Origin of the sequence: Brevibacterium sp. NPDC056726, assembly GCF_042790515.1 — a bacterium.
In the GTDB taxonomy this organism is placed as follows: domain Bacteria; phylum Actinomycetota; class Actinomycetes; order Actinomycetales; family Brevibacteriaceae; genus Brevibacterium; species Brevibacterium sanguinis.
Genome location: NZ_JBHTYZ010000005.1, coordinates 234091 through 253805 on the forward strand (window position 1 = coordinate 234091; position 19715 = coordinate 253805).

The window sequence follows — 19715 nt, forward strand, 5'->3', positions numbered from 1 at the left end:
CGTGGTCCCATCCGATTCGGCCGCGACTCCGAATCAGACTCCGATACCGTTTCCTCACACCCCGATAGGCAGCACATGACACCGAGCCGCATTCTCCTCACCGGTGCGACCGGATTCCTCGGTCAGGCGGTCCTCCAGGCTCTCCTCGAGAGCCGACCGGAGGACACCGTCACCGTCCTCGTCCGTCCCCGCGGGACGCAGACGGGCCGGGACCGGGTGGAGAGGCTGCTGACCAAGCCCGTCTTCGCCGAGTGGAGCGCCAGGGTCGGGGACGATGTCGTCGCCGAGGCGGTGCGGACGAGAGTCGAGGTCCTCGAGGGTGACCTCACCGACCTGCCGTCGCTGCCGGAGCCGATCGACATCGTCATCCACTCCGCCTCGAGCGTGTCCTTCGACGCGCCCATCGACGAGGCGTTCCGGACGAACGTCGGCGGGGTCGAGAACCTCTACCGGGCGCTGCTCGACTCCGGTCAGGACCCGCACGTCATCCACGTCTCCACCGCGTACGTCGGCGGGATCTCGAAGGGCGTGGCCCAGGAGCGCCGACTCAGCCACGCCGTCGACCACCGCGCCGAGTCCGCGGCCGCCGAGCTCGCGCGCGAGCGCGTCGATGCCGAATCGCGGACCCCGGAGAGCCTGCGCGGATTCCTCCGGCAGGCCCGCGCACAGAGCTCGCGGATGGGACCGAAGGCCGTCGCCGCCGCCGCGGAGGCCGCGCGCGAGGCCCACGTCGCCAGCCGCCTCGTCGACTTCGGCCGCACCCGCGCCGAGTCGCTGGGGTGGACCGACGTCTACACGTTCACGAAGGCGATGGCCGAACGGGTCGCCGAGGAGGAGTGGGCCGACACCGGCCATCGCGTCTCCTTCGTCCGACCCTCGATCATCGAATCGGCGCTGCGGCACCCGCATCCCGGGTGGATCGACGGCTTCAAGGTCGCCGACCCGCTCATCATGGCCTACGCGAACGGCAGTCTCTCCGAGTTCCCCGGTCACGCGGACTCCGTGCTCGACATCATCCCCGTCGACTTCGTCGTCAACGTCATCCTCGCTCTCGTCGACCGGGATGGTGACCCCGGTGACGCGGATGCCGCTCACGGTGACGGACTCGCACGGGAACCGGAGTACTTCCACGTCGTGTCCGGGACGAGCAATCCGCTCCCGTTCCACCAGATGGTGCGCACGGTGCGCGAGTACTTCCTCGACCGTCCGCTGCCCGATCCCGACGGCGAGCCCACCCCGGTGCCGGAGTGGAGCTTCCCGAACTCCGAGCTCATCGAGCAGCGGATCCGCCTGAAGGAACTGAGCTCCCGGGCGGGTCGCAGCATCGTCGACCGCCTCCCGTCATCCCGCCGGACCCGGCAGTGGGCGGCGCGACTGAGCCGCATCGACTCCGGGCTGCGCTCGCTGCGCCAGTTCGCCGACCTCTACCGCCAGTACACGAAGACGGAGATGGTCTTCGACGACGCCGCGACCCGTGCCCTGCAGGCGGCGCTGCCGCCCGGTCACGCCAGGAGCTTCGACGTCACCGAGATCGACTGGGACCGGTACTTCAAGGACATCCACCTGCCCGCGGTCACGGAGCTCACCCGCAGCTATGCCCGCAAGCGCGGGCGCACCACCGCCCGGCAGGCGAGTCCGGCCCCGATCGCCCCGGCCTCGGACGCCCTCGCCGTCTTCGACCTCGACGGCACGGTGATCTCGACGAACATCGTCCGGCAGTACGCGGCCGTGGTCCGCGCGACCCAGCCGCCCCACCGCTGGCCGGCCGCGCTCGCCGGCATCGCGGGGATCGTTCCGGGCCTGCTGCGGGCGGAGTCCCGCGACCGCTCGGAGCTCATCCGCATGGTCAACCGCCGCTACAAGGGGTTCCGCATCGAGCAGCTGCGCGAGGTCATCGCCGGCGGTCTCGGGGAGCGCATCCGCAGCTCGATCCGTCCGCAGGCGCGCACCCTCATCGATGAGCATCGCGCGGCCGGGCACCGCACCGTGCTCGTCACCGGGGCCCTCGAGGTCCTCGTCGAACCGCTGGCCGATCTCTTCGACGAGGTCGTCGCCACCCGCATGGACGTCACCGACGCCGGGGTCCTCTCCGGCTACCTCGCGACGCCGCCGCTCGTCGACGAGGCCCGCGCGAACTGGCTGCGCAAGTACGCGAGCGGGATCGGCGCCGACCTCGGGAAGTCGACCGGCTACGGGGACTCGCTCGCCGATGCGGCGTGGCTCGAACTCGTCGGCGAACCGATCGCCGTCACCCCTGACCTGGGCCTCTACGGACTGGCCCTGAAGAAGCGATGGAAGGTGCTCGAATGGTGACCAGCGACCATCCGCCGGGCCACGTCAACGGTCGGCTGTTCTCCGACGCCGCGCATCCGACGGTCCTCGTCACCGACTTCGACGTCCCGGGCTACCTCGCGGCGGCTCGTGGTCGGATCGCGGTCGATGCCGCGCATCTCGACCTGCCCGCCGAGGCGGCCCGTGACCTCGGGTTCCTCTGGCGCCTGGAGAACTCCGCGCTGGCCGAGACGCGGGCGATGCTCGCCTCGTGGACGGCCAACGAGGCGCGGATCACCGCCTTCGTCACCGCGTGGGGCTACGAGCGGTACTGGCTGGCCCGGGCGCTGCGCGAGATCCTCGACGCCGCAGACGCTCGCCGTTCGCCGCGCACCCCGCGCTCCCTGTCGTCGACGCTGCGCGGCATCTGGGTCGAACGTGCCCTGCCGATCGTCGCGCCCGTCCTCGGCGGAGCCGTCAAGGAGCCCATCACCGCCGGTCACATGGCCCGGCTGGCCATCCAGGAGGGTGCGCTGCAGGCCGCGGAGCGGGCACTGCTGCCGCGCCTGACGGGGGAGGCCGCCCGGGTCCTCGCCGAGGTGGTCGACCGGCGGGATGAGATCGTGCGGTTCTTCCGCACCGAGGCGATCGCCCGCATCACCCGGTCCCGTGCCGAAGCGCTCACCGCGCGTCTCCACGTCGCCAGGCCGTGGGCGCCGCTGCGGATCGTCGGCGTGCCCGACCCCGACGAGGCGGTCGCCCTGTCGAGTCTGTTCACCGGCAGCTTAGCCCGGCAGGAGCTCAGCGATTCCGATGCCGTCATCGGCCGGCTGCTGCCCGGGGACCCGCAGCCGTCGGTGACCCAGGTGCGGGCGGCCCTGCGCACCGCGCGGCGAGCGGACGGTCCGAGCGCCTCGGCGCCGATATCTCGAGTGAGGAGTGAGCATGGCGTTTGACTTCGACAACTACGCCGAGACGTCCGAGGCGGTCAAGTGGTCCGACCTCGATCTCGATGTGTTCGACGAGATGCCGCTGGACCGCGACACGCTGCGGTCGGTGCGCTACATGTGCGATGTCGAGTACCACACGACGTGCTTCGTCCGGGAGCTGCTCGTCACTCCCTCCCATCGGGAGGACGCACCGGCGGCGTTCATGACGATGTGGAACCGGGAGGAGTTCTGGCACGGTGAGGCGCTCGCCGCCGTGCTCGAGAAGCACGGCATCCACGTCGACTACGACGAGATCAAGGCCAAGCGCGCAGGACTCGGCTGGAAGCTCGCGCTCGGCCCGGCGAAGCAGTCGCTGCTGGCGAACATGGTCGGCTCCGACTTCATCGCCGTCCACATGGCGTGGGGCGCGGCCAATGAGCTGTCGGCGACAGCCGGCTACCGGCGGATGGCGGCGATGCAGGACCACCCCGTGCTCTCACCGCTGCTCGAGCGCATCGCCAAGCAGGAGACGCGGCACGTCGCCTTCTACTCGACCCAGGCCCGGGAGCGCCTCGAGGACAACCCGCGGGCGCAGCGGATCGTGCAGCTTGCGCTGGGGAAGCTGTGGAAGCCGGTGGGCTCGGGCATGATGGACGACGCCGAGGTCAAGCACGTGATGTCCTATCTCTTCCGCGGCCAGAGCGAAGAGGTCGACAAGCTCGACAAGCGCGTGCAGAAGCTGCCGGGCCTCGGCGATCTCACGATCTTCCGCAACGCCTTCGCCCGCCTCGGCATCGAATAGGGGCTGCCTCGGCATCGAGTGAGGGCCACCCCGGCCTCGCAACGGGGACTCACCCGTCCGTGACTGCCGGACCCGGCGGGGACCAGGCCCCGCCTCGGCGAGGTCACAGCAGTTTCGTCGGGTCTCCCGGAGCCCCGGCCTCGGGGTGGGAGTCGGTGCGCCCGAGCCCCCGCGTCAGCCGGTCGACGAGGGGTTCGTTGACGTGGGCGGAGAAGAACGCGATGAGCGGGCCGACGAAGAACGCCGTCATGATCGTCCCCACGCCCACGGGCCCGGAGACGAGAAGGGCACCGACGAGGACGATGAGGTCCTGGGGGACGCGCACGCGCTGGTACTTCCAGCCGGTGCGGTCGACGATGATCGGCGCTATCGCATCGTAGGGTGCGGTGCCGACCCCTGCGGAGATGTACCCGCTGGCCCCGAACGCGAAGACGATGATCCCGATCGCGAAGAACAGGGCGGCCATCGCGTGATCGTCGGGGGCGACGGCGAGCGGGTCGAGCAGGCTCGCGAACACCTGGATGAAGAACCCGGTGAGCGTCATGTTGATGAGCGTGCCGACGCCGATGTACCTGCGCGCGAAGATGAGGACGGGGATGAAGAGGATCGCGTTGCTCAGCAGCTGGTACGCCCCGAGGCTCCACCCGATCCTCTCGCTGATCCCGATGTTGAGGGCGGTGTAGGGGTCGACGCCGACCCCGCCGGTCTGCAGGATCGCGGCCCCGAGACCGATGAGGACGACGCCGATGAGCGCGTAGAGCGCCCGGATGACTCGACAGCGCAGCGACCAGTTCTTCGTCGCATCCGACGACGCCGAGGTGTTCATGGGTTGATCTCCCAAGGTGCGGGTGAGGGGATGGCTGCTGGTGCGCCGGTGGTAAGGCGGTGCGCCGGTGGGGTGGGGCGCGTTCGGTTCAGCTCTGCAGGTCGATGACGACCTTGATGTCCCCGGGTTCGTGGTCGAAGGCGTCGAGGGCGCGGGTCAGCGGCACGGTCCGGGTGATGAGCGCGGACAGCCACTGCGGATCGGCCGCCGCCAGCGCCTCGGCGGCCTGCCGCCAGTGCTCGACGTTGGCGTTGACGGACCCGACGATCGCGACATTGTCGAGGACGATCTGCTTGCCGATCGTCGCGAGGTCGAGCTCGGTCGCGCCCTGCGGATCGTGCATCCCGAGCAGGCAGATGACCTGGTAGGGGGTGACGGCATCGAGGATGTCGGCGAGCGTCCGGGAGTCGCCCGTGGTGTCGAGGACGATGTCGGGCTGCACCTCGGCGAGGATCTGCGGCAAGTCGCCGACGTGGAAGTGCCCGCCGAGCTCCCGCACGAGCTTCTCCTTGTTCGGCTTCTGCGAGGAGTTGACGACATGGACCTCGAGCCCGCGCTGACGCCCGAGGAGGGCGGTCAGGAGACCGATCGTGCCCCCGCCGATGATGACCGCGGTCTGCGGATCGAAGAACGCGCGCCCGCCGACCTCGTAGACCTCGTCCCAGGCCTTCGCGACGACCGAGGTCGGCTCCATGAGGACACCGGTCTGTCCGAGCGCGGGGTCGAGGCGGATCGCGAAGTCCTCTTTGACGACCCACTGCTCGGACCCGAAGCCGTTGAGCTCCTTGATGCCGCGTTCGGTGTACTCGCCGTTGCGGCACATGTCGAACTCGCCGTGCGCGCACGCCGGGCACGGCACCGGATCGGGACGGCGGACGACCCCGGCGATGAGGTCGCCGACGGCGAAGTCGGAGCCGTCGGGCACGGCCTCGACCCGGCCGAGGGACTCATGGCCGATGATGAGCCGCTCCTGACCGGGCGGCGCCCACCCGTACTGCCCGCCGTTGAGCTCCCGGTCGGTGCCGCAGACCCCGATCGCCAGGCCGGTGACGAGGAGTTCGTCGGCCGCAGGCTCCGGAAGAGCCGCCTCGGTGACGGCGAGGGAATCGGCCGTGCCCGGTTCGACGCTCAGTGCTCTCATCATGGTCCTCTCAGGTGGGTGTCCGTGCTGGTCAGTTCGGTGGGATGGGGGCGCCGAGGTGGTGGGGTGCTGTTCCCGTCCGTGGGCTCGCGCCGGGGGCGGTGGGCTCAGCCGTCGAAGGGTGCCACCGGCACTCCCGTGGCCCCGGGGGTCGCGGCGAAGACGGCTCCGGCCTCGGGCTGGGCGCCCGGGGTCAGCCCCTCCTGGCTCGTCGTGATGAAGAGGGTGCGCAGGTCGGGACCGCCGAAGGTGCACGCCGTGACGTTGGTGACGGGCAGCTCGATGACCTCGAGGAGTGTGCCGGTCGCGTCGCGGCATTCGACGCGGGAACCGCCGTAGATCGCCGTCCACACATTGTCCTCGGCGTCGAGGCAGAGTCCGTCGGGACCGCCCGCCGGGTCGTCGGAGTCGAGGGTGAAGAGGCGGCGGGGGTTCGTCAGCCCCGACTCCTCATCCCAGTCGAGGACCCACGTGCTGCGGGTGGGGGTGTCGTTGTAGTAGGCGCGGTCACCGGATGAGGCCCAGGCGATGCCGTTGGAGATCGTCACGTCGTCGAAGACGGTGGACACGGCGCCGTCGCCGCTGATCTGGAAGAGGGTCGCCCCGCCGTCTCCTTGGTCGTAGCGCATCGTGCCGGCGAGGAACCGTCCCGTCGGGTCGCAGCCGCCTTCGTTGAGGCGGACCTCGGGGTCGGAGACGAGTTCGGCGACCGTCGTCCAGTCGCCGCCGGTCGGGTCGTCGGAGACGCTGAGTCCGTGCTCGGTGAGCACCGCGATGCCGCCGGACATTCGGGGGCGCAGGCATGCGGCGACGGGTCCGGGCACATCGAGGACGGTCACCTCGTCACTCGTCGTCCCGCCGTTCGGGGCGCCGGCGGACGCGCTGCTGCCCGCGGTACCGCTCGGGCTGCCGCTGCCGGTCTGGCTGCGGGTGCCGGGTGCGCCGTGCGCGGTGAGGACCCGCCCGGCGAGCATATCGACGTAGCGCAGGGAATTCGCCGCCTGGGACCCGTCGTCGGGCCACCACACGGGTCCCTCGGCATGAAAGGCGATGGGCGGGACGAACAGTTCGGCGCGCATGGGACCTGCCTTCAGCAGCGGTTGTCGGTTCCGGGACACCGCCGCGTCAGCGGCGTCATCCGTGGTGACCACGCTATGCGGGGTCGTCCCGTGCGTCAACGGCAAGGCACGTGGTAGTCCGACCGCCGTGCGGGGTGCCTCCGAGGTCACCGCCGCAGGGGTGCGAGGGCGCGGTCAGCGGTGTCCGGAGCACAGGGTAGAGTTCGATCCGGAGGCGTCTGGCGTCCTGGTGGGCCCCCCGGTCTTCAAAACCGGTGAGACCGAGCATCTCGGTCTGGCGGGTTCGATTCCCGTCCGCCTCCGCCACACGCCCGCACCGGCCCGAGCACGGTCGTGCACGCACCGAGGAGGAGGCAGCCATGGTCGAGCCCGACCCCCGCCGGAGCATTCCGCGCACCGACCGTCTCCTCGCCCTTCCCGAGGTCGAGGCCGCCCGCGACCGCCTCGGCGAATCGGTCATCCGCGCGGTCATCGCCGATGCCCAGTCCCGCGCGCGCAGCGGGGAGCTCCCCGTCGCCGAGGTGACCCCCACCGTCATCGCGGCCGTGACCGACCAGGGTGCCTCCTCGCTCACCCCGGTGCTCAACGCCACGGGCATCATCGTCCACACGAACCTCGGCCGCGCACCGCTCTCACCAGGAGCGCAACAGGCGATCGCCGATGCCGCAGGCTATGTCGACGTCGAACTCGACCTCGAGTCCGGCAAGCGGAGCAAACGCGGCGTCGGCGCGAAGCAGGCCCTGCTGCGGGCCTGCCCGGCCGCCGAGGACGCCCTCGTCGTCAACAACGGCGCCGCCGCCCTCCTCCTCGCCGTCACGGCCCTGCGGGGAAGCGACTCGGCCGAACCGGGAAGCCATTCGACTGAACGGCGGAGCGGCACGGCCGCGGCCGCCCGACCCGTCACGCCTGATGAGATCGTCGTCAGCCGCGGCGAGCTCGTCGAGATCGGTGCCGGCTTCCGCCTCCCCGACCTCATGGTCACCACCGGCATGCGGCTGCGCGAGGTCGGCACGACGAACCGCACCCACCTCGCCGACTACGCTGCCGCGCTCACCCCGGCGACGGCGAGCCTGCTCAAGGTCCATACGAGCAACTTCCGTCTCACCGGATTCACCGCCGAGGCGACCCTGCCGCAGCTGCGCACGCTCGCCGACGAGCACGACCTCCCGCTCATCGCTGACCTCGGCAGCGGGCTGCTCACCCCCGATCCGGCACTGCCCGACGAACCCGACATCGACACGGCCCTGCGCGCCGGCGCCGACGTCGTCATCGTCTCCGGCGACAAGCTCCTCGGCGGGCCGCAGGCCGGGATCCTCCTCGGGTCCACCGCGGCCATCGAGCGCATCGCCACCCACCCGCTGGCCCGCGCGATGCGCACCGACAAGCTCACGCTCGCCGCGCTCGAGGCGACGATCGCCGGGCGCGGCAACCCCGTCCACGATGCCCTCCACATCGACCTCGACCGGCTGCGGGAGCGCACGGAGACCCTCGCCGAGGCGGTCGGCGGATCCGTCGTCGCCCACGACGGTCGCGTCGGCGGCGGGGGAGCCCCCGGGGTGCCCCTGCCCGGATGGGCGCTCGAGATGCCCGAGGCACTCGCCGCCCCCCTGCGCGCAGGCGATCCCGCCGTCGTCGCCCGGGTCCACCAGGGCGTGTGCCTCATCGACCTGCGGTGCGTGCCGGAAGCCGCCGACGACGCAGTCGCCGCGGCGATCAGGACTGCGTCGGACCGCCTCGGCGAGGGTTCCTGATGTTCGTCGTCGCCACCGCCGGGCACGTCGATCACGGAAAGTCGACCCTGGTCAAAGCGCTGACCGGGATGGAACCGGACCGGTGGGAAGAAGAGCGCAGGCGCGGGCTGACGATCGATCTCGGGTTCGCGTGGACGACGCTGCCCTCGGGCCGGGAGGTCGCGTTCGTCGACGTTCCCGGGCATGAGCGGTTCCTGTCCAACATGCTCGCCGGGGTCGGGCCCGCGCCGATCGTCTGCTTCGTCATCGCCGCGGACAAGGGGTGGCAGGCCCAGTCGAGCGATCACCGGGATGCGATCACGGCGCTCGGGATCGACCGCGGCCTCGTCGTCATCACCCGCGCGGACCTCGCGCCTGACACCATAGCTGCGACGGAAGCCCAGGTGAGGACCCAGCTGCAGGGCACACCGCTCGCCGAGGCGCCGATCGTCACGGTCTCGGCGACGACGGGGGAGGGGATGGACGACCTCGTCGCCCGCCTCGACGAGGTGACCGCAGCGGCCCCGGCCCCCGACCCCGCTGCGCGCGTGCGGCTGTGGCTCGACCGCGCGTTCTCGATCACCGGGGCGGGCACCGTCGTCACCGGCACGCTGACCGCGGGAACCCTGCGGGTGGGGCAGCGCATGGAGCTCGTCGGGGCGTCGACGTCGGCCCGCACGGGGATCCGCGGGATGCAGAGCCGGGAGTCCTCCGCCGAGGTCGTCACCCCGGCCGCCCGCGTCGCCGTCAACCTCCGAGACGTCTCCGCCGACGACATCCACCGCGGTGACGCCCTCATCACGCCCGATGCGTGGCCGATCGTCACGGTCGTCGACGTCCGCCGCACGATGGGTGAGCCCCTCGACGACGGCGTCCATGAGCTCATGCTCCACATCGGCACCGCGGCCGTGCCCGTGCGCCTGCGGCCCTTCGACGCCGACCACGCCCGGCTCACCCTCGACCGGCCCCTGCCGCTCGAGCTCGGCGACCGGGTCGTGCTGCGCAATCCCGGCAGCCGCAACGTCTTCGCCGGCGTCGTCGTCCTCGACGTCGATCCGCCTGAGCTGGGACGACGCGGCGACGGGGTGCGTCGGGCCGCTGAGCTCGCCGACCGGCCGGTGACCGGGGATGTCCTCGCCGAGGTGGCCCGCCGGGGAGCCGTCGAGCGCGCGGTGCTCGCACGGTTCGGGGTGGTGGGTGCGGGGTCGGCCTCGTCCATCGATGCGAGCGGTGTGGCCGGTGCGGCCGACGCGGGCGGTGGCGCCGGTGCGACCCTGCCGGCCGGTGTCGAGGCCCTGGACGGGTGGCTCGTCCACACTCCAACACTCGAGGCGTGGGTGACGGCGGCACGCGAGACTGTGTCGAGACAGCTGGCCGCGCAGCCGATGGCGGCGGGCGTGCCGGTCAAGGTCGTCATCGAGGCGCTGCGACGCACGGATCCGCCGCTGCCGGACGGCGGTGGAGCGCTCGTGGCGACGACCATCGGGCGGGCCGGTCTCGAGACCGCTGACGGTATGGTGCGCCCACCGGGTCACACAGCCGATCTCGGTCCCGCCGAGGCCGGGGTCGCCGCACTCGAACGTCGCCTCGCGGCCGATCCGTTCGATGCGCCGGAGGCGGACGATCTGCGGGCGCTGCGCCTGGGAGCGCGGGAGCTCGCGGTCGCAGAGAAGGCGGGGAGGGTGCTCCGCCTCGGCGATGGTGTCGTCGTCTCACCGCGCACCCCGGCGCAGGCGATGCGTCTGCTCGCCGGTCTCGCTCAGCCGTTCACGACGAGTCAGGCTAGGCAGGCGCTCGGCACGACGCGGCGGGTCGTCATCCCGCTCCTCGAGCACCTCGATGGCCGCGGCTGGACGAGGCGCCTCGACGGCTCGCATCGTGAGGTCGTGCGGTAGGGAAGGCCCCTGCGGCCGCTCACACTCCTGCGCCCCCGTCTCGGTAGCGCGCGCCGGCGGCGGTGAGCCCGTCGAGGATGGTGAGGTCCCCCGGTGGGAGATCGAGCGCGAACGCTCCGAGGTTCTCATCGAGTCGATGCGGCTTGCTCGTTCCCGGGATCGGCACGACGTCGTCGCCGCGGCGCAGGAGCCAGGCGAGTGCGACCTGGGCCGGGGTCGCGCGGTTGCGGGCGGCGATTCCCCGGATCGTGTCGACGAGCTGCGCGTTGTGCTCGCGGTTCCTTCGCGACCACCGCGGCAGGAAGCGGCGGAAGTCGAGCAGCCCCGGTTTGAGCGCGGCCGCGTCGCCGGAGAGCATGCCCCGGCTGATCGGCGAGTACGCGACGATCCCGATGCCGAGCTCCCTCGCCACCGGCACGACATCGTCCTCGAGTTCGCGGGAGACGATCGACCACTCCATCTCGATCGCGGCGATCGGATGCGTGGCATGCGCTGTGCGCAGATCGGCCGCCCCGACCTCCGAGAGCCCGATCTCGCGCACGAGACCGCGGTCGACGAGCTCGGCCATCGCCCCCACCGACTCCGCGATGGGGACGGTCGGATCGATGCGGTGGAGATAGTAGAGGTCGATGACGTCGGTGCCGAGACGACGCAGAGACGCCTCGGCGCTGGTGCGGATGTAGGCCGGGTCGCCCTTGACCCCGCGAGGCAGGCCGACGACCGGCAGCGTCGTGATCCCGCACTTCGTCGCGATGATCGCCTCATCGCGACGCCCGGCGATCGCGCGGGCCACGAGCTCTTCGTTCGCGCCGTTCGCGTACATGTCGGCGGTGTCGAGCAGGGTGACGCCCCGGTCGAGGGCATGCCGGATCGTCGCGACCCCGCCGGCGGGATCGCCGCGGCCGTAGACCATCGTCATGCCCATGCAGCCGAGCCCCATCCGAGGGACGTCGAGCGCGCCGAGGCGGGTGTGCGGAAGGCCGGTCTGCGGGCGGTCGGTCATGGCCTCAGGCTAATCGGTCGAGTGAACCGGAAGCTGAGGGGAAGATGAACGCTCGGCGAGGCGACACGCGCCGTCGTGTCTGCCGAAAGTCGACATGCGCTCAACTAGTCGAGGACATATCGACTTTTTGCAGACGAATGCACGGCCCCTTACCCCGCGAGCGCCCCCGACGCCAACCGCCGGACCACCTCGGTGAGGTGATGGAGGCCGGAGAGAAGGTCCTCGTCCTTCGTGAATTCCTCGAGGCTGTGGGAGACCCCGCCGACGCTGGGGACGAAGAGCATGACGGTGGGCACGGTGTCTTTCATATTCGTCGAGTCGTGGCCGGCCACCGTCATCACCGGCGCCGAGGTGAGCCCGAGGTCATCGGCGACCGCGCGGGCGAGCTCGACGCCCTCGGCCGGGTACGGGTTCTGATCCCAGCTGTGCTCCGCGGTGATCTCGATGTCGACGCCGACCTCCTCGGCGACCGTCGCGACAGTGGACATGAGCGAGGCATGGGCGGCGGCGATCACCTCGGCGCTGGGGGAGCGCAGGTCGATGAGCAGCTCGACGTCGCTCGCGACGACGACCGGGGAGTTCGGGTAGACGGTGAGCTCGCCGCACGCGGTGTGCAGCGCACCGGGCTCGAACTCGTCGACGAGGTCGCGGGCGGCGACGACGAGCCGGGCCGCACCGAGCAGGGCATCCCGGCGATCGGCCATGAGCGTCGAGCCGCTGTGCGCCTGCGCGCCGTGGACCCGGAATTCGAACTTGTGGGCGGCCCACGTCGCGCCCACGAGCCCGATCGTCACGCCGTCCTCCTCCATGCTGCGGCCCTGTTGGACGTGGATCTCGGCATAGGACGCGATCGGCGGGGCCGTGAAGCCGCCGCGTTCGCCGAGGGCATCGAGCGCCTCGGCGACGGTGATGCCCTGCGGGTCGGTCGTCGTCAGCGCCGCCTCGAGGTCGGCCTTGCCGGTGAAGACGTTGCTGCCCATCATCGACGGTTTGAAGCGGGAGCCCTCCTCGTTGAACCAGTTGACGACGGCGAGGTTGAACCGCGCCCGGCTCGGGTCGGCGCGCAGCTCCTCGGCGACGGCGAAGGCGGCGTGCGCGCTCGCCATCACCCCGTACGCCCCGTCGAAGCGCCCGGCTGTCGGCTGCGAATCGAGGTGGGAGCCGGTGAGGACGTAGGGGGCGCCGGGCACGAGTTCGAGCAGCCCGAACTGATTGCCGATCGCGTCCCGCTCGACGACGAACCCGTGTTCCTGAAGCAGCCGCGCGAACCATGCGCGCTGCTCGCCGTCGGCGGGGCTCGCCGCCTGCCGGTCGACACCGTTCGTGCCTGGCACGGCTCCGAAGCGGGAGTGGACGGCCCAGTCGGCGAGGAAGTCGGCGTCGCGGTCGGCCCGGTCAGGCAGGTTCTCCGGCGCCGAGGTGGTCGTGTCGTTCATCGAGGGGTCCTTCTGTGCGCGTGGGGTGTGGTCAGTGCTTGAAGCCGGGGAGGGCGACGCTCAGCCGCGGCGCGATGGCTCCGGCGAACGCGGTGAAGAGGGAGAGGAAGACGAGCATCGCCGCCGCCGGCCACCAGTGGTCGCCGGCCGAGGCGACGAAGCCGGTGGCGAGCAGCGGGATGAAGCCCGAGAGCATGCCCGCCGCATTCTGCGCCATGCCCACTCCCGTGTAGCGGGTGGTCGCGGGGAAGAGGCCGGTGAGCACGGTGCCCGAGGCGGCGTAAGGGAACGAGAGCGCGCCGACGGCGACGGTCATCGCGATGACGATGAGCACCGGCTGGCCGGAGGAGAACATGAGGAACGCGGGCACCGCGACGACCGCGGAGAGGATGCCGCCCCAGAGGATGACGCGGCTGGCGCCGAACTTCGCCCCGAGCATTCCGCCCCAGATGAGGATGAAGATCTCGACGAACGCGGCGACCATGCTGCCGAGCAGGAGAAGCGAATCGTCGTAGCCGAGGATGGTGACGCCGTAGTACACGCAGAACGCGGTGACGAGGTAGAACCCGCCGACGCCGAGGAGCGCGGCGGCCATGCCGACGATGATCTGCTTCCAGCTGTTCTTCAGCGTCGTGCTGATCGGGCTCTTCTCGACCTCACCGGTCTCCTCGAGCTGGCGGAAGACCGGGGACTCCTCGAGGCGGCTGCGGATGTAGACGGCGACGAGGAGGAGCGGGATCGCGACGAGGAACGGGATGCGCCAGCCCCACGAGTTGAAGTTCTCCTGCGAGAGCAGCAGCGTCATGACGAAGAACCCGCCGGAGGAGAGGATCGTGCCGATCGGCGAACCGATCTGCGGGATCGCGGCGTAGCGGGCGCGCAGGTGGAGCGGGGCGTTCTCGACGACGAGCGTCATCGCCCCCGACCATTCACCGCCGACGAAGAGACCCTGGGCGATGCGCAGGAGGACGAGGAGGACCGGGGCGGCGAACCCGATCGCCGCGTAGGTCGGCAGCATGCCGATGAGTCCGGTGACGATGCCGATGCCGACGATCGTGATCATCAGCACCCGCCGCCGCCCGATCCTGTCGCCCATCCGACCGAAGATGATTCCGCCGATCGGACGCGCGGCAAGGCCCACACCGAAGGTGGCGAACGACGCGAGCGCGGCGGCCGTGGCGTTCTCGGAGGTGAAGTACTGGACGTTGAAGATCAGCGCGGCGGCGGCGCTGAAGAGGAAGAAGTCATACCATTCGAGCGCCGTGCCGATGAGCGCGCCGACGGCGACCTTGTTGGCGTCCTTGACGCTGAGTTCCTGGGTCGCGTCGTATTCGATCGCCGAGGTGGTGGGCTTGCTGCTCATGCGTGATCTCCGTCGGGTGCGCCGGTCGGGTGCGACCGGTGGGTCGCGGCTATCGCGGGTGGCGCCGCGATGACGTTCCTGTGACTCACGACACTACCGAGGGAGAACGCTGAGTTTCCACGAGGAAATGCCGCCGTTTCACCGCCGCGGATTGTGCATCTGCACAGTCTCGCGTGTCTAAACTGGGGCGATGAGTGCGACGCACACCCTTCACGATCGCCCGCTGCCCGGGGATGAGGCCCGGTGGGGCGAACTTCTCGACGCCCTCGACCTCGACGAGCTCACCGAATCCTTCGTCGCCAGGGTCGCCGCCGTGCCGGGCTACGATCCGGCTCCGCTGCCGCTGTCCGAGCTGCGGCGGACCGGGCGGAATTCGTTCGCCACGCTCATCGACGGACTGCGCGCCGGCGGATTCACCGGTGCCGTGGCCGTCTCGACCGATGTCGGCGTCTCCCGCGCCCGGGCCGGGATCCCGCTCGAAGCGCTGATGACCGCGATCCGACTCGACTTCACCGTGCTCTGGGAGGCTCTCACCAGGGTCGCCGCACCGAGTGACGCCGAACTCGTCATCCGCCACACCGGGGACGTCCTCAGCACCGTCGATGACTACATCGTCCAAGTCCAGCAGGCGTACACGGCGGAGCAGGCGCGGATGCGCGCCGAGGAGTCCTCGGTCCGCCAGGGCGTCATCGCGGGACTCTTCCAGGACGCCGACCCGACCGCCGAACGGCTCGCAACGATCGCCTCGGCGCTGGGCCTCGAGGTCGACGACGCGCTCATCGTCGCTGCCGCCGGTGCCGAGGACACCCCCGCCCTGCGCGTCATCGTCTCCGCGCACGAACGCGCCGGGGGGACGATGTTCACCCACCACCTCGGCGATGTGCTCATCGCGTTCACCCGGGCCCAGGGAGTGCGACCCGGCGGGGCGGCCGGGCGGGGCGAGAGCCGGGTGGAGAGCGGTCGGGCTGAGAGCGGTCGGACCGGTGGCGGCGATGAGTCGCGGACGGGTGGGAGCGGCCTGCGGGCGGACGAGATCGAGGACCGCCTCGCCGAGGCGCGCGTCGGGGTGGTCGCGGCAGCGGGACTCGGGTCGCTGCGCCGGTCGGCGCTGACCGCGCGTGACCTCGCCCAGGTCTTCGAGCCGGGCGAGACCGGGGCGATGACCTGGAGCAGAGGCTGGGCCCGGCTGGCCGGCCGGGCCCTCAACGCCACCGGCAAGTCGGTCGTCGCCGACGTCGACGACGCGCTCGCCGGGTGCGGCATCGCCGAACGCGAACGTCTCGTCGAGGCCGTGCGCGCCTACCTGGACTCCGGAAGCATCGGTCGGACCGCAGACGTCCTCTACTGTCACCGCAACACCGTGGCCAACCGTCTGCGCCGCTTCGCCGAGGTGACCGGCGTCGACCCGACGATCCCGGTGCAGGCGGCGCGCCTCGTCGTCGCGTGGGCGTGAGGGGTCGAGGGTGCCGGGTTCGGTGTGCCGGGTCGGCGGTGCCGGGTTCGGTGCGCCGGGTCGCGCGCATCGAGTGACTGTGTCAGTGGTCGAGCGCATACTGGAGGCATCGCGCAGGGCAGTGTCGCCCACGCGGTGGCACGGCAGGTTCGATCACTCATCATGCGAGGTGGATAGCAATGCCAGTCATTCCCCATGTCTTCATCAGCGGCGGTCAGTGCGCTGCCGCGTTCGAGCGGTACCGCGACATCTTCGGCGGTGAGCTGACGCTCACACGGTCGAAGGATGCGCCGCCGGAGGCGCGCATGCCCGGCGCGAGCGAGGATTCGGTCATGCACGCCGAACTGTCCTTCGGCGACTCGCGCATCATGGGCGCCGACGATCCGACCGGTGACGGCGGCGCGATGACCGGAGTCGCGCTCAATTTCGTCGCGCCCGATGTCGACGCGGCGACGGAGGTCTTCGAGGCGCTCTCGGCGGGCGGGCAGGTGCAGATGCCGCTCGGGCCGACGTTCTGGTCCCCGGGTTTCGGCGCCTGCGTCGACCAGTTCGGTGTCCCGTGGATGGTCGACACGAGTCAGGGAGACGGCAGCGCCTCGTAGCTCTGACCGTGAGGGCCGGTGAGGGCTGTGGCGACGCCGTCGACGGCGAGGACGAAGCGTCCGTCCGCACCGTCGACGCCGTGGTCGGCCAGCTGTGCGCCGATGTCCGGCAGCACGTGCTCGCCCTCGTTGCTCAGCCACACGACGTCGGGGTGGGCCCGCATGATCGCGACGAACTCGTCCCGGCTCTCCGGGTCGACGTAGGCGAGGACTGCGCTGTGGAACACGACGACCTGTGATTCCGCGGGTGCCTCGGCGATGAGTCCCGCGACGGTCGTCGTGAGGTCGCCGGTGACGAGTCTCGGCGGGTCCGCGGCGGCGATGGCCGCAGCGGCCTCGAGCCGGTCGCGCCGCACGGTGTGCTCGGGCCAGATGAGGGAACGCAGCCAGGCCCGCTCATCGAGGTCGGTGATGTCGAGCGGATTGAGATCGATGCCCGCGCGCCAGATGACCTCGGGAAGCCGGGTCGGCGGCAGAACCCCCGCGATGTCACAGGTCAGGTCGACGGTGCTCGGCCCGTCGACGGGATCGAGGTGGGTGACAGCGGGTTCCGCGGCCGTGGATTCCCCAGCGGCGACTGTCCGGGCCTCGCCGTCCCTGGGATCGTCCTGCGCGGCGCCAGAAGGCTCGCGCGCGTTCTGCGCGGCGTCGGAGTCGGCGCCGGAGGGTTCGCGCTCGTCCGGGCGCGGACTGGCACCCGTGCGGTAGGTGTAGCTGTAGCGGTCCGGGTAGAGGCACAGCCCGGCCGAAGCACCGACTTCGATGAGCGAGAGCGGGCCGCTGATCTGCGCGAGCGCCGGCAGCAGCACGGCACAGCGCCCGGCCTCGTTCGTCTGGGTCGAGCGGGCGAGCATGAGCGCGCGGGTCTCGTCCCAGTGGTCGAGCAGCCACCGCCGCAGCTCGGCATAGTCGCCCTCGCCGGAGCCGAGATGCCTGGCCGCGCCGAAGAGCAGATTCGCCTGACGTTTCGGCCGCGGGAGATCAAGGAGGAGGGCGAGAATCCGGTCATCGTCGGCGACCCCTGCCGCCCACGCCGTGTAGATCGGTGAGGTCCCGGCCGCCTCGATGCGGGAGAAGTTGCGGTAGTACTCGCGCAATGTCTCGGTGTCGAGGTCAGTCATCGGTCGCATGCCATCTCACCTGCTTCTTCTCCGGCGGTGGTCGTTGGGTTCATCGTAGGCGGCGGCGACTTGGAATCGGGCAGCAGGGTGGGATTCACCGTCGGGCAGTCGGGTGACGACTCACCTCCGGGTGGCGGTGTGAGGACTCACGGCCGCCTGCCCTCTGTAGCCGGCCGTGTCCCGGTAATCGGCACCACATCGGCGAAACCCTAGGCGCGAGACCGGTCCGGGCGTAATGTGATCCCACATTCCGGAGTGCGTCACGGATCGATGTCTCCAATGTGGGTGTCGCCGGCGACGATGACGTGCGCAACCGCGCGGGCGATGGGACTCTCCGGCTCGTGAACACCGCGCACCAGCCGGCAACGCCTGATCAGAGGAGATCACATGGCAACCGATGCGAACCAGCCCGGAACCGGGGACGGTGCGGCCGCGCACCCGGGCCCCACCTCGGCGAACGATCCTGGTCACCGGAGAAACCCGGGCCCCACCTCGGCGAACGCTTCCCCCACCACCGCCGAGGCCGCGCTGGAGAAGCGGACGATGCGCAAGGTCATCGTCCGACTCATCCCGTTCATCATCGCGATGTACTTCATCAACTACCTCGACCGTACGAACATCGGCATCGCCGGCCCCGGCGGCATGACCGAGGACCTCGCCCTCAGCGCCACGCAGTTCGGATTCGCCGCGGGCATCTTCTTCTTCGGCTACCTCCTGCTCGAGGTGCCCTCGAATCTCGCGCTCCACCGCTTCGGGGCCCGGCGATGGCTCGCGCGCATCCTCATCAGCTGGGGTCTCGTCGCCGCGCTCATGGCGTTCGTACCCAATGCGTTCTGGCTCTACGCGCTGCGGTTCCTCCTCGGCGTCGCCGAGGCGGGATTCTTCCCCGGCATCATCCTCTACCTCACGTACTGGTTCCCGACGACGATGCGGGCGCGGGCGACGGCACTGTTCATGCTCGCGATCCCGCTCTCCTCGGTCGTCGGCTCCCCGCTCTCGTCGTGGCTGATCTCGAGCGGCAATGCGCTGTTCGAGGACTTCGCCGGGTGGCGGTTCATGTTCATCATCGAGGGGGTGCCCGCGATCATCCTCGGCATCGTGTGCCTCTTCTACCTCACCGACCGACCGCGGGATGCGCAGTGGCTCGAACCGGAGGAGCGGGAATGGCTGCAGGCGCGGATGGACTCCGAGGAGAACAGCAAGGCCGAGACCTTCCACTACCCGGTCCGCCGCTCGCTGCTCCAGCCGCGCGTGTGGGCGCTGTCATTCGTCTACTTCGGCATGGTCTACGGTCTCTACGCGCTCAGCTTCTTCCTTCCGACGATCATCGCCGGCTTCCAGGAGACCTTCGGCACCGAGTACTCGATCGTCGAGATCGGCTTCATCACCGCCATCCCCTACGTCTTCGGGGCGCTGTCGATGTTCTTCTGGTCCCGGCACGGCGATCGCACGGGCGAGCGGGTGTGGCACGTCGCGATCCCGCTCTTCATCGGCGGCATCTCGATCCCCATCGCCCTCTACCTCAGCTCCCCGTTCACGACGATGATCGCGGTCACCGTCACGGCGATGTCGATCTGCGCGGCGCTGCCGACGTTCTGGCCGCTGCCGCAGACGTTCCTCGCGGGCGCGGGAGCGGCCGCCGGGCTCGCGCTCATCAATTCGCTCGGCAATTCGGCCGGATTCTTCGCCCCGTACATCACCGGCTGGCTCGCCGAGCTCACCGGCGCCCAGAACGCCGGAATGTGGGTCGTCGGCGCGGCGATGGTCGCCGCCGGAATCGTCACCCTCGTCCTCAGGGCAGCACCGGTGCCCGATAGGGTGAGCGGACCATAGCTCGCCGAGGCGGCTCCTCAGAACCCCGGTGACTTCCGGTGGCGACGGAGGCGACCTGTGGTGGTGGCGGGGTAGCCTCTGTGACGACGAGGTCTGCCTGCGGTGACGACGCGATGCCCTCCGGTGACGAGGTGGGTGGGACGGGGTCGCCTCTGACAATGGAATGGCTCGTGGTTATGGCGCGATGCCCTCCGGTGACGACAGAGCCGTACTTGCCGTCGGACCACCTCG

The 19715-nt window shown here is 70.6% G+C and carries 15 protein-coding genes and 1 tRNA gene; 9 read left to right on the forward strand and 7 right to left on the reverse strand.

Going from position 1 to position 19715, the window contains the following annotated elements:
* The first annotated feature begins 75 nt into the window (after positions 1 to 75).
* From ACFQ91_RS12305 to ACFQ91_RS12315, 3 genes are read left to right on the forward strand one after another with little or no spacing between them, the layout of a single operon-like run.
* Complete coding sequence (locus tag ACFQ91_RS12305; RefSeq protein WP_211978548.1) at positions 76 to 2313, forward strand: HAD-IB family hydrolase; 2238 nt, start codon at positions 76 to 78, stop codon at positions 2311 to 2313.
* Positions 2307 to 3227 (forward strand): hypothetical protein, encoded by a 921-nt coding sequence (locus tag ACFQ91_RS12310; RefSeq protein ID WP_211978549.1) that lies wholly within the window; start codon positions 2307 to 2309, stop codon positions 3225 to 3227. The genes ACFQ91_RS12305 and ACFQ91_RS12310 overlap by 7 nt, the downstream gene beginning before the upstream one ends.
* Positions 3217 to 4002, forward strand: a complete 786-nt coding sequence (locus tag ACFQ91_RS12315) for a ferritin-like domain-containing protein (protein ID WP_137825888.1) — start codon at positions 3217 to 3219, stop codon at positions 4000 to 4002. The genes ACFQ91_RS12310 and ACFQ91_RS12315 overlap by 11 nt, the downstream gene beginning before the upstream one ends.
* Before the next feature lie 103 nt (positions 4003 to 4105).
* Here the strand turns inward: ACFQ91_RS12315 and ACFQ91_RS12320 are convergent, their stop codons facing one another.
* From ACFQ91_RS12320 to ACFQ91_RS12330, 3 genes are all read right to left on the reverse strand, one after another.
* Positions 4106 to 4828 carry a YitT family protein gene (locus tag ACFQ91_RS12320; protein ID WP_211978550.1) on the reverse strand — a complete coding sequence of 241 codons (723 nt, stop codon included), beginning with the start codon at positions 4826 to 4828 and terminating at the stop codon, positions 4106 to 4108.
* Positions 4829 to 4916: 88 nt separating this feature from the next.
* The gene (locus tag ACFQ91_RS12325; protein ID WP_211978551.1) at positions 4917 to 5969 is read right to left on the reverse strand and encodes a glucose 1-dehydrogenase; all 1053 of its coding nucleotides are present in this window, start codon (positions 5967 to 5969) and stop codon (positions 4917 to 4919) included.
* A gap of 107 nt (positions 5970 to 6076) precedes the next feature.
* Entirely contained in the window at positions 6077 to 7048 is a 972-nt protein-coding gene (locus tag ACFQ91_RS12330; protein WP_211978552.1) for an SMP-30/gluconolactonase/LRE family protein, read from the reverse strand.
* 210 nt (positions 7049 to 7258) lie between these two features.
* Here ACFQ91_RS12330 and ACFQ91_RS12335 point away from each other — a divergent pair.
* From ACFQ91_RS12335 to selB, 3 genes are all read left to right on the forward strand, one after another.
* Positions 7259 to 7354 (forward strand) — tRNA-Sec (locus ACFQ91_RS12335).
* 53 nt (positions 7355 to 7407) lie between these two features.
* Positions 7408 to 8799, forward strand: a complete 1392-nt coding sequence (selA, locus tag ACFQ91_RS12340) for an L-seryl-tRNA(Sec) selenium transferase (protein WP_211978553.1) — start codon at positions 7408 to 7410, stop codon at positions 8797 to 8799.
* Entirely contained in the window at positions 8799 to 10673 is a 1875-nt protein-coding gene (selB, locus tag ACFQ91_RS12345) for a selenocysteine-specific translation elongation factor (protein ID WP_211978554.1), read from the forward strand. Before selA ends, selB begins: the two co-directional genes overlap by 1 nt.
* Before the next feature lie 19 nt (positions 10674 to 10692).
* Here selB and ACFQ91_RS12350 read toward each other — a convergent pair whose 3' ends face one another.
* The 3 genes from ACFQ91_RS12350 to ACFQ91_RS12360 form a co-directional block, all read right to left on the reverse strand.
* A complete protein-coding gene (locus tag ACFQ91_RS12350) occupies positions 10693 to 11676 on the reverse strand; it encodes an aldo/keto reductase (RefSeq protein WP_198500030.1) in 984 nt (327 codons plus the stop codon).
* Between the two features lie 149 nt (positions 11677 to 11825).
* Entirely contained in the window at positions 11826 to 13112 is a 1287-nt protein-coding gene (locus ACFQ91_RS12355) for a M20 family metallo-hydrolase (RefSeq protein ID WP_198500029.1), read from the reverse strand.
* 31 nt (positions 13113 to 13143) lie between these two features.
* Complete coding sequence (locus ACFQ91_RS12360; RefSeq protein WP_211978555.1) at positions 13144 to 14475, reverse strand: MFS transporter; 1332 nt, start codon at positions 14473 to 14475, stop codon at positions 13144 to 13146.
* A 190-nt stretch (positions 14476 to 14665) separates the two neighbouring features.
* On the opposite strand from ACFQ91_RS12360, the gene ACFQ91_RS12365 reads away from it, so the two are divergent.
* Both ACFQ91_RS12365 and ACFQ91_RS12370 read left to right on the forward strand, forming a co-directional pair.
* On the forward strand, positions 14666 to 15928 hold the full coding sequence (locus ACFQ91_RS12365) for a helix-turn-helix domain-containing protein (protein WP_198500027.1): 1263 nt from the start codon (positions 14666 to 14668) through the stop codon (positions 15926 to 15928).
* Positions 15929 to 16107: 179 nt separating this feature from the next.
* Entirely contained in the window at positions 16108 to 16530 is a 423-nt protein-coding gene (locus ACFQ91_RS12370) for a VOC family protein (RefSeq protein ID WP_198500026.1), read from the forward strand.
* On the opposite strand, the gene ACFQ91_RS12375 is transcribed toward ACFQ91_RS12370, so the two are convergent.
* The gene (locus tag ACFQ91_RS12375; protein ID WP_232623773.1) at positions 16506 to 17651 is read right to left on the reverse strand and encodes a DUF2332 domain-containing protein; all 1146 of its coding nucleotides are present in this window, start codon (positions 17649 to 17651) and stop codon (positions 16506 to 16508) included. The two genes, ACFQ91_RS12370 and ACFQ91_RS12375, sit on opposite strands and share 25 nt — an antisense overlap.
* Before the next feature lie 387 nt (positions 17652 to 18038).
* On the opposite strand from ACFQ91_RS12375, the gene ACFQ91_RS12380 reads away from it, so the two are divergent.
* On the forward strand, positions 18039 to 19484 hold the full coding sequence (locus ACFQ91_RS12380) for an MFS transporter (protein WP_232623772.1): 1446 nt from the start codon (positions 18039 to 18041) through the stop codon (positions 19482 to 19484).
* Positions 19485 to 19715: the final 231 nt, after the last annotated feature.

What these genes read in the sequence shown, in the direction of transcription:
- selA (WP_211978553.1), top strand. Translation starts at nt 7,408, where the DNA reads ATGGTCGAGCCCGACCCCCGCCGGAGCATTCCGCGCACCGACCGTCTC.
- ACFQ91_RS12320 (WP_211978550.1), bottom strand. Translation starts at nt 4,828, where the DNA reads ATGAACACCTCGGCGTCGTCGGATGCGACGAAGAACTGGTCGCTGCGC.
- ACFQ91_RS12375 (WP_232623773.1), bottom strand. Translation starts at nt 17,651, where the DNA reads ATGACTGACCTCGACACCGAGACATTGCGCGAGTACTACCGCAACTTC.
- ACFQ91_RS12315 (WP_137825888.1), top strand. Translation starts at nt 3,217, where the DNA reads ATGGCGTTTGACTTCGACAACTACGCCGAGACGTCCGAGGCGGTCAAG.
- ACFQ91_RS12355 (WP_198500029.1), bottom strand. Translation starts at nt 13,112, where the DNA reads ATGAACGACACGACCACCTCGGCGCCGGAGAACCTGCCTGACCGGGCC.
- ACFQ91_RS12360 (WP_211978555.1), bottom strand. Translation starts at nt 14,475, where the DNA reads ATGAGCAGCAAGCCCACCACCTCGGCGATCGAATACGACGCGACCCAG.
- ACFQ91_RS12330 (WP_211978552.1), bottom strand. Translation starts at nt 7,048, where the DNA reads ATGCGCGCCGAACTGTTCGTCCCGCCCATCGCCTTTCATGCCGAGGGA.
- ACFQ91_RS12305 (WP_211978548.1), top strand. Translation starts at nt 76, where the DNA reads ATGACACCGAGCCGCATTCTCCTCACCGGTGCGACCGGATTCCTCGGT.
- ACFQ91_RS12370 (WP_198500026.1), top strand. Translation starts at nt 16,108, where the DNA reads ATGCCAGTCATTCCCCATGTCTTCATCAGCGGCGGTCAGTGCGCTGCC.
- ACFQ91_RS12325 (WP_211978551.1), bottom strand. Translation starts at nt 5,969, where the DNA reads ATGAGAGCACTGAGCGTCGAACCGGGCACGGCCGATTCCCTCGCCGTC.
- ACFQ91_RS12310 (WP_211978549.1), top strand. Translation starts at nt 2,307, where the DNA reads ATGGTGACCAGCGACCATCCGCCGGGCCACGTCAACGGTCGGCTGTTC.
- selB (WP_211978554.1), top strand. Translation starts at nt 8,799, where the DNA reads ATGTTCGTCGTCGCCACCGCCGGGCACGTCGATCACGGAAAGTCGACC.
- ACFQ91_RS12380 (WP_232623772.1), top strand. Translation starts at nt 18,039, where the DNA reads ATGGCAACCGATGCGAACCAGCCCGGAACCGGGGACGGTGCGGCCGCG.
- ACFQ91_RS12365 (WP_198500027.1), top strand. Translation starts at nt 14,666, where the DNA reads ATGAGTGCGACGCACACCCTTCACGATCGCCCGCTGCCCGGGGATGAG.
- ACFQ91_RS12350 (WP_198500030.1), bottom strand. Translation starts at nt 11,676, where the DNA reads ATGACCGACCGCCCGCAGACCGGCCTTCCGCACACCCGCCTCGGCGCG.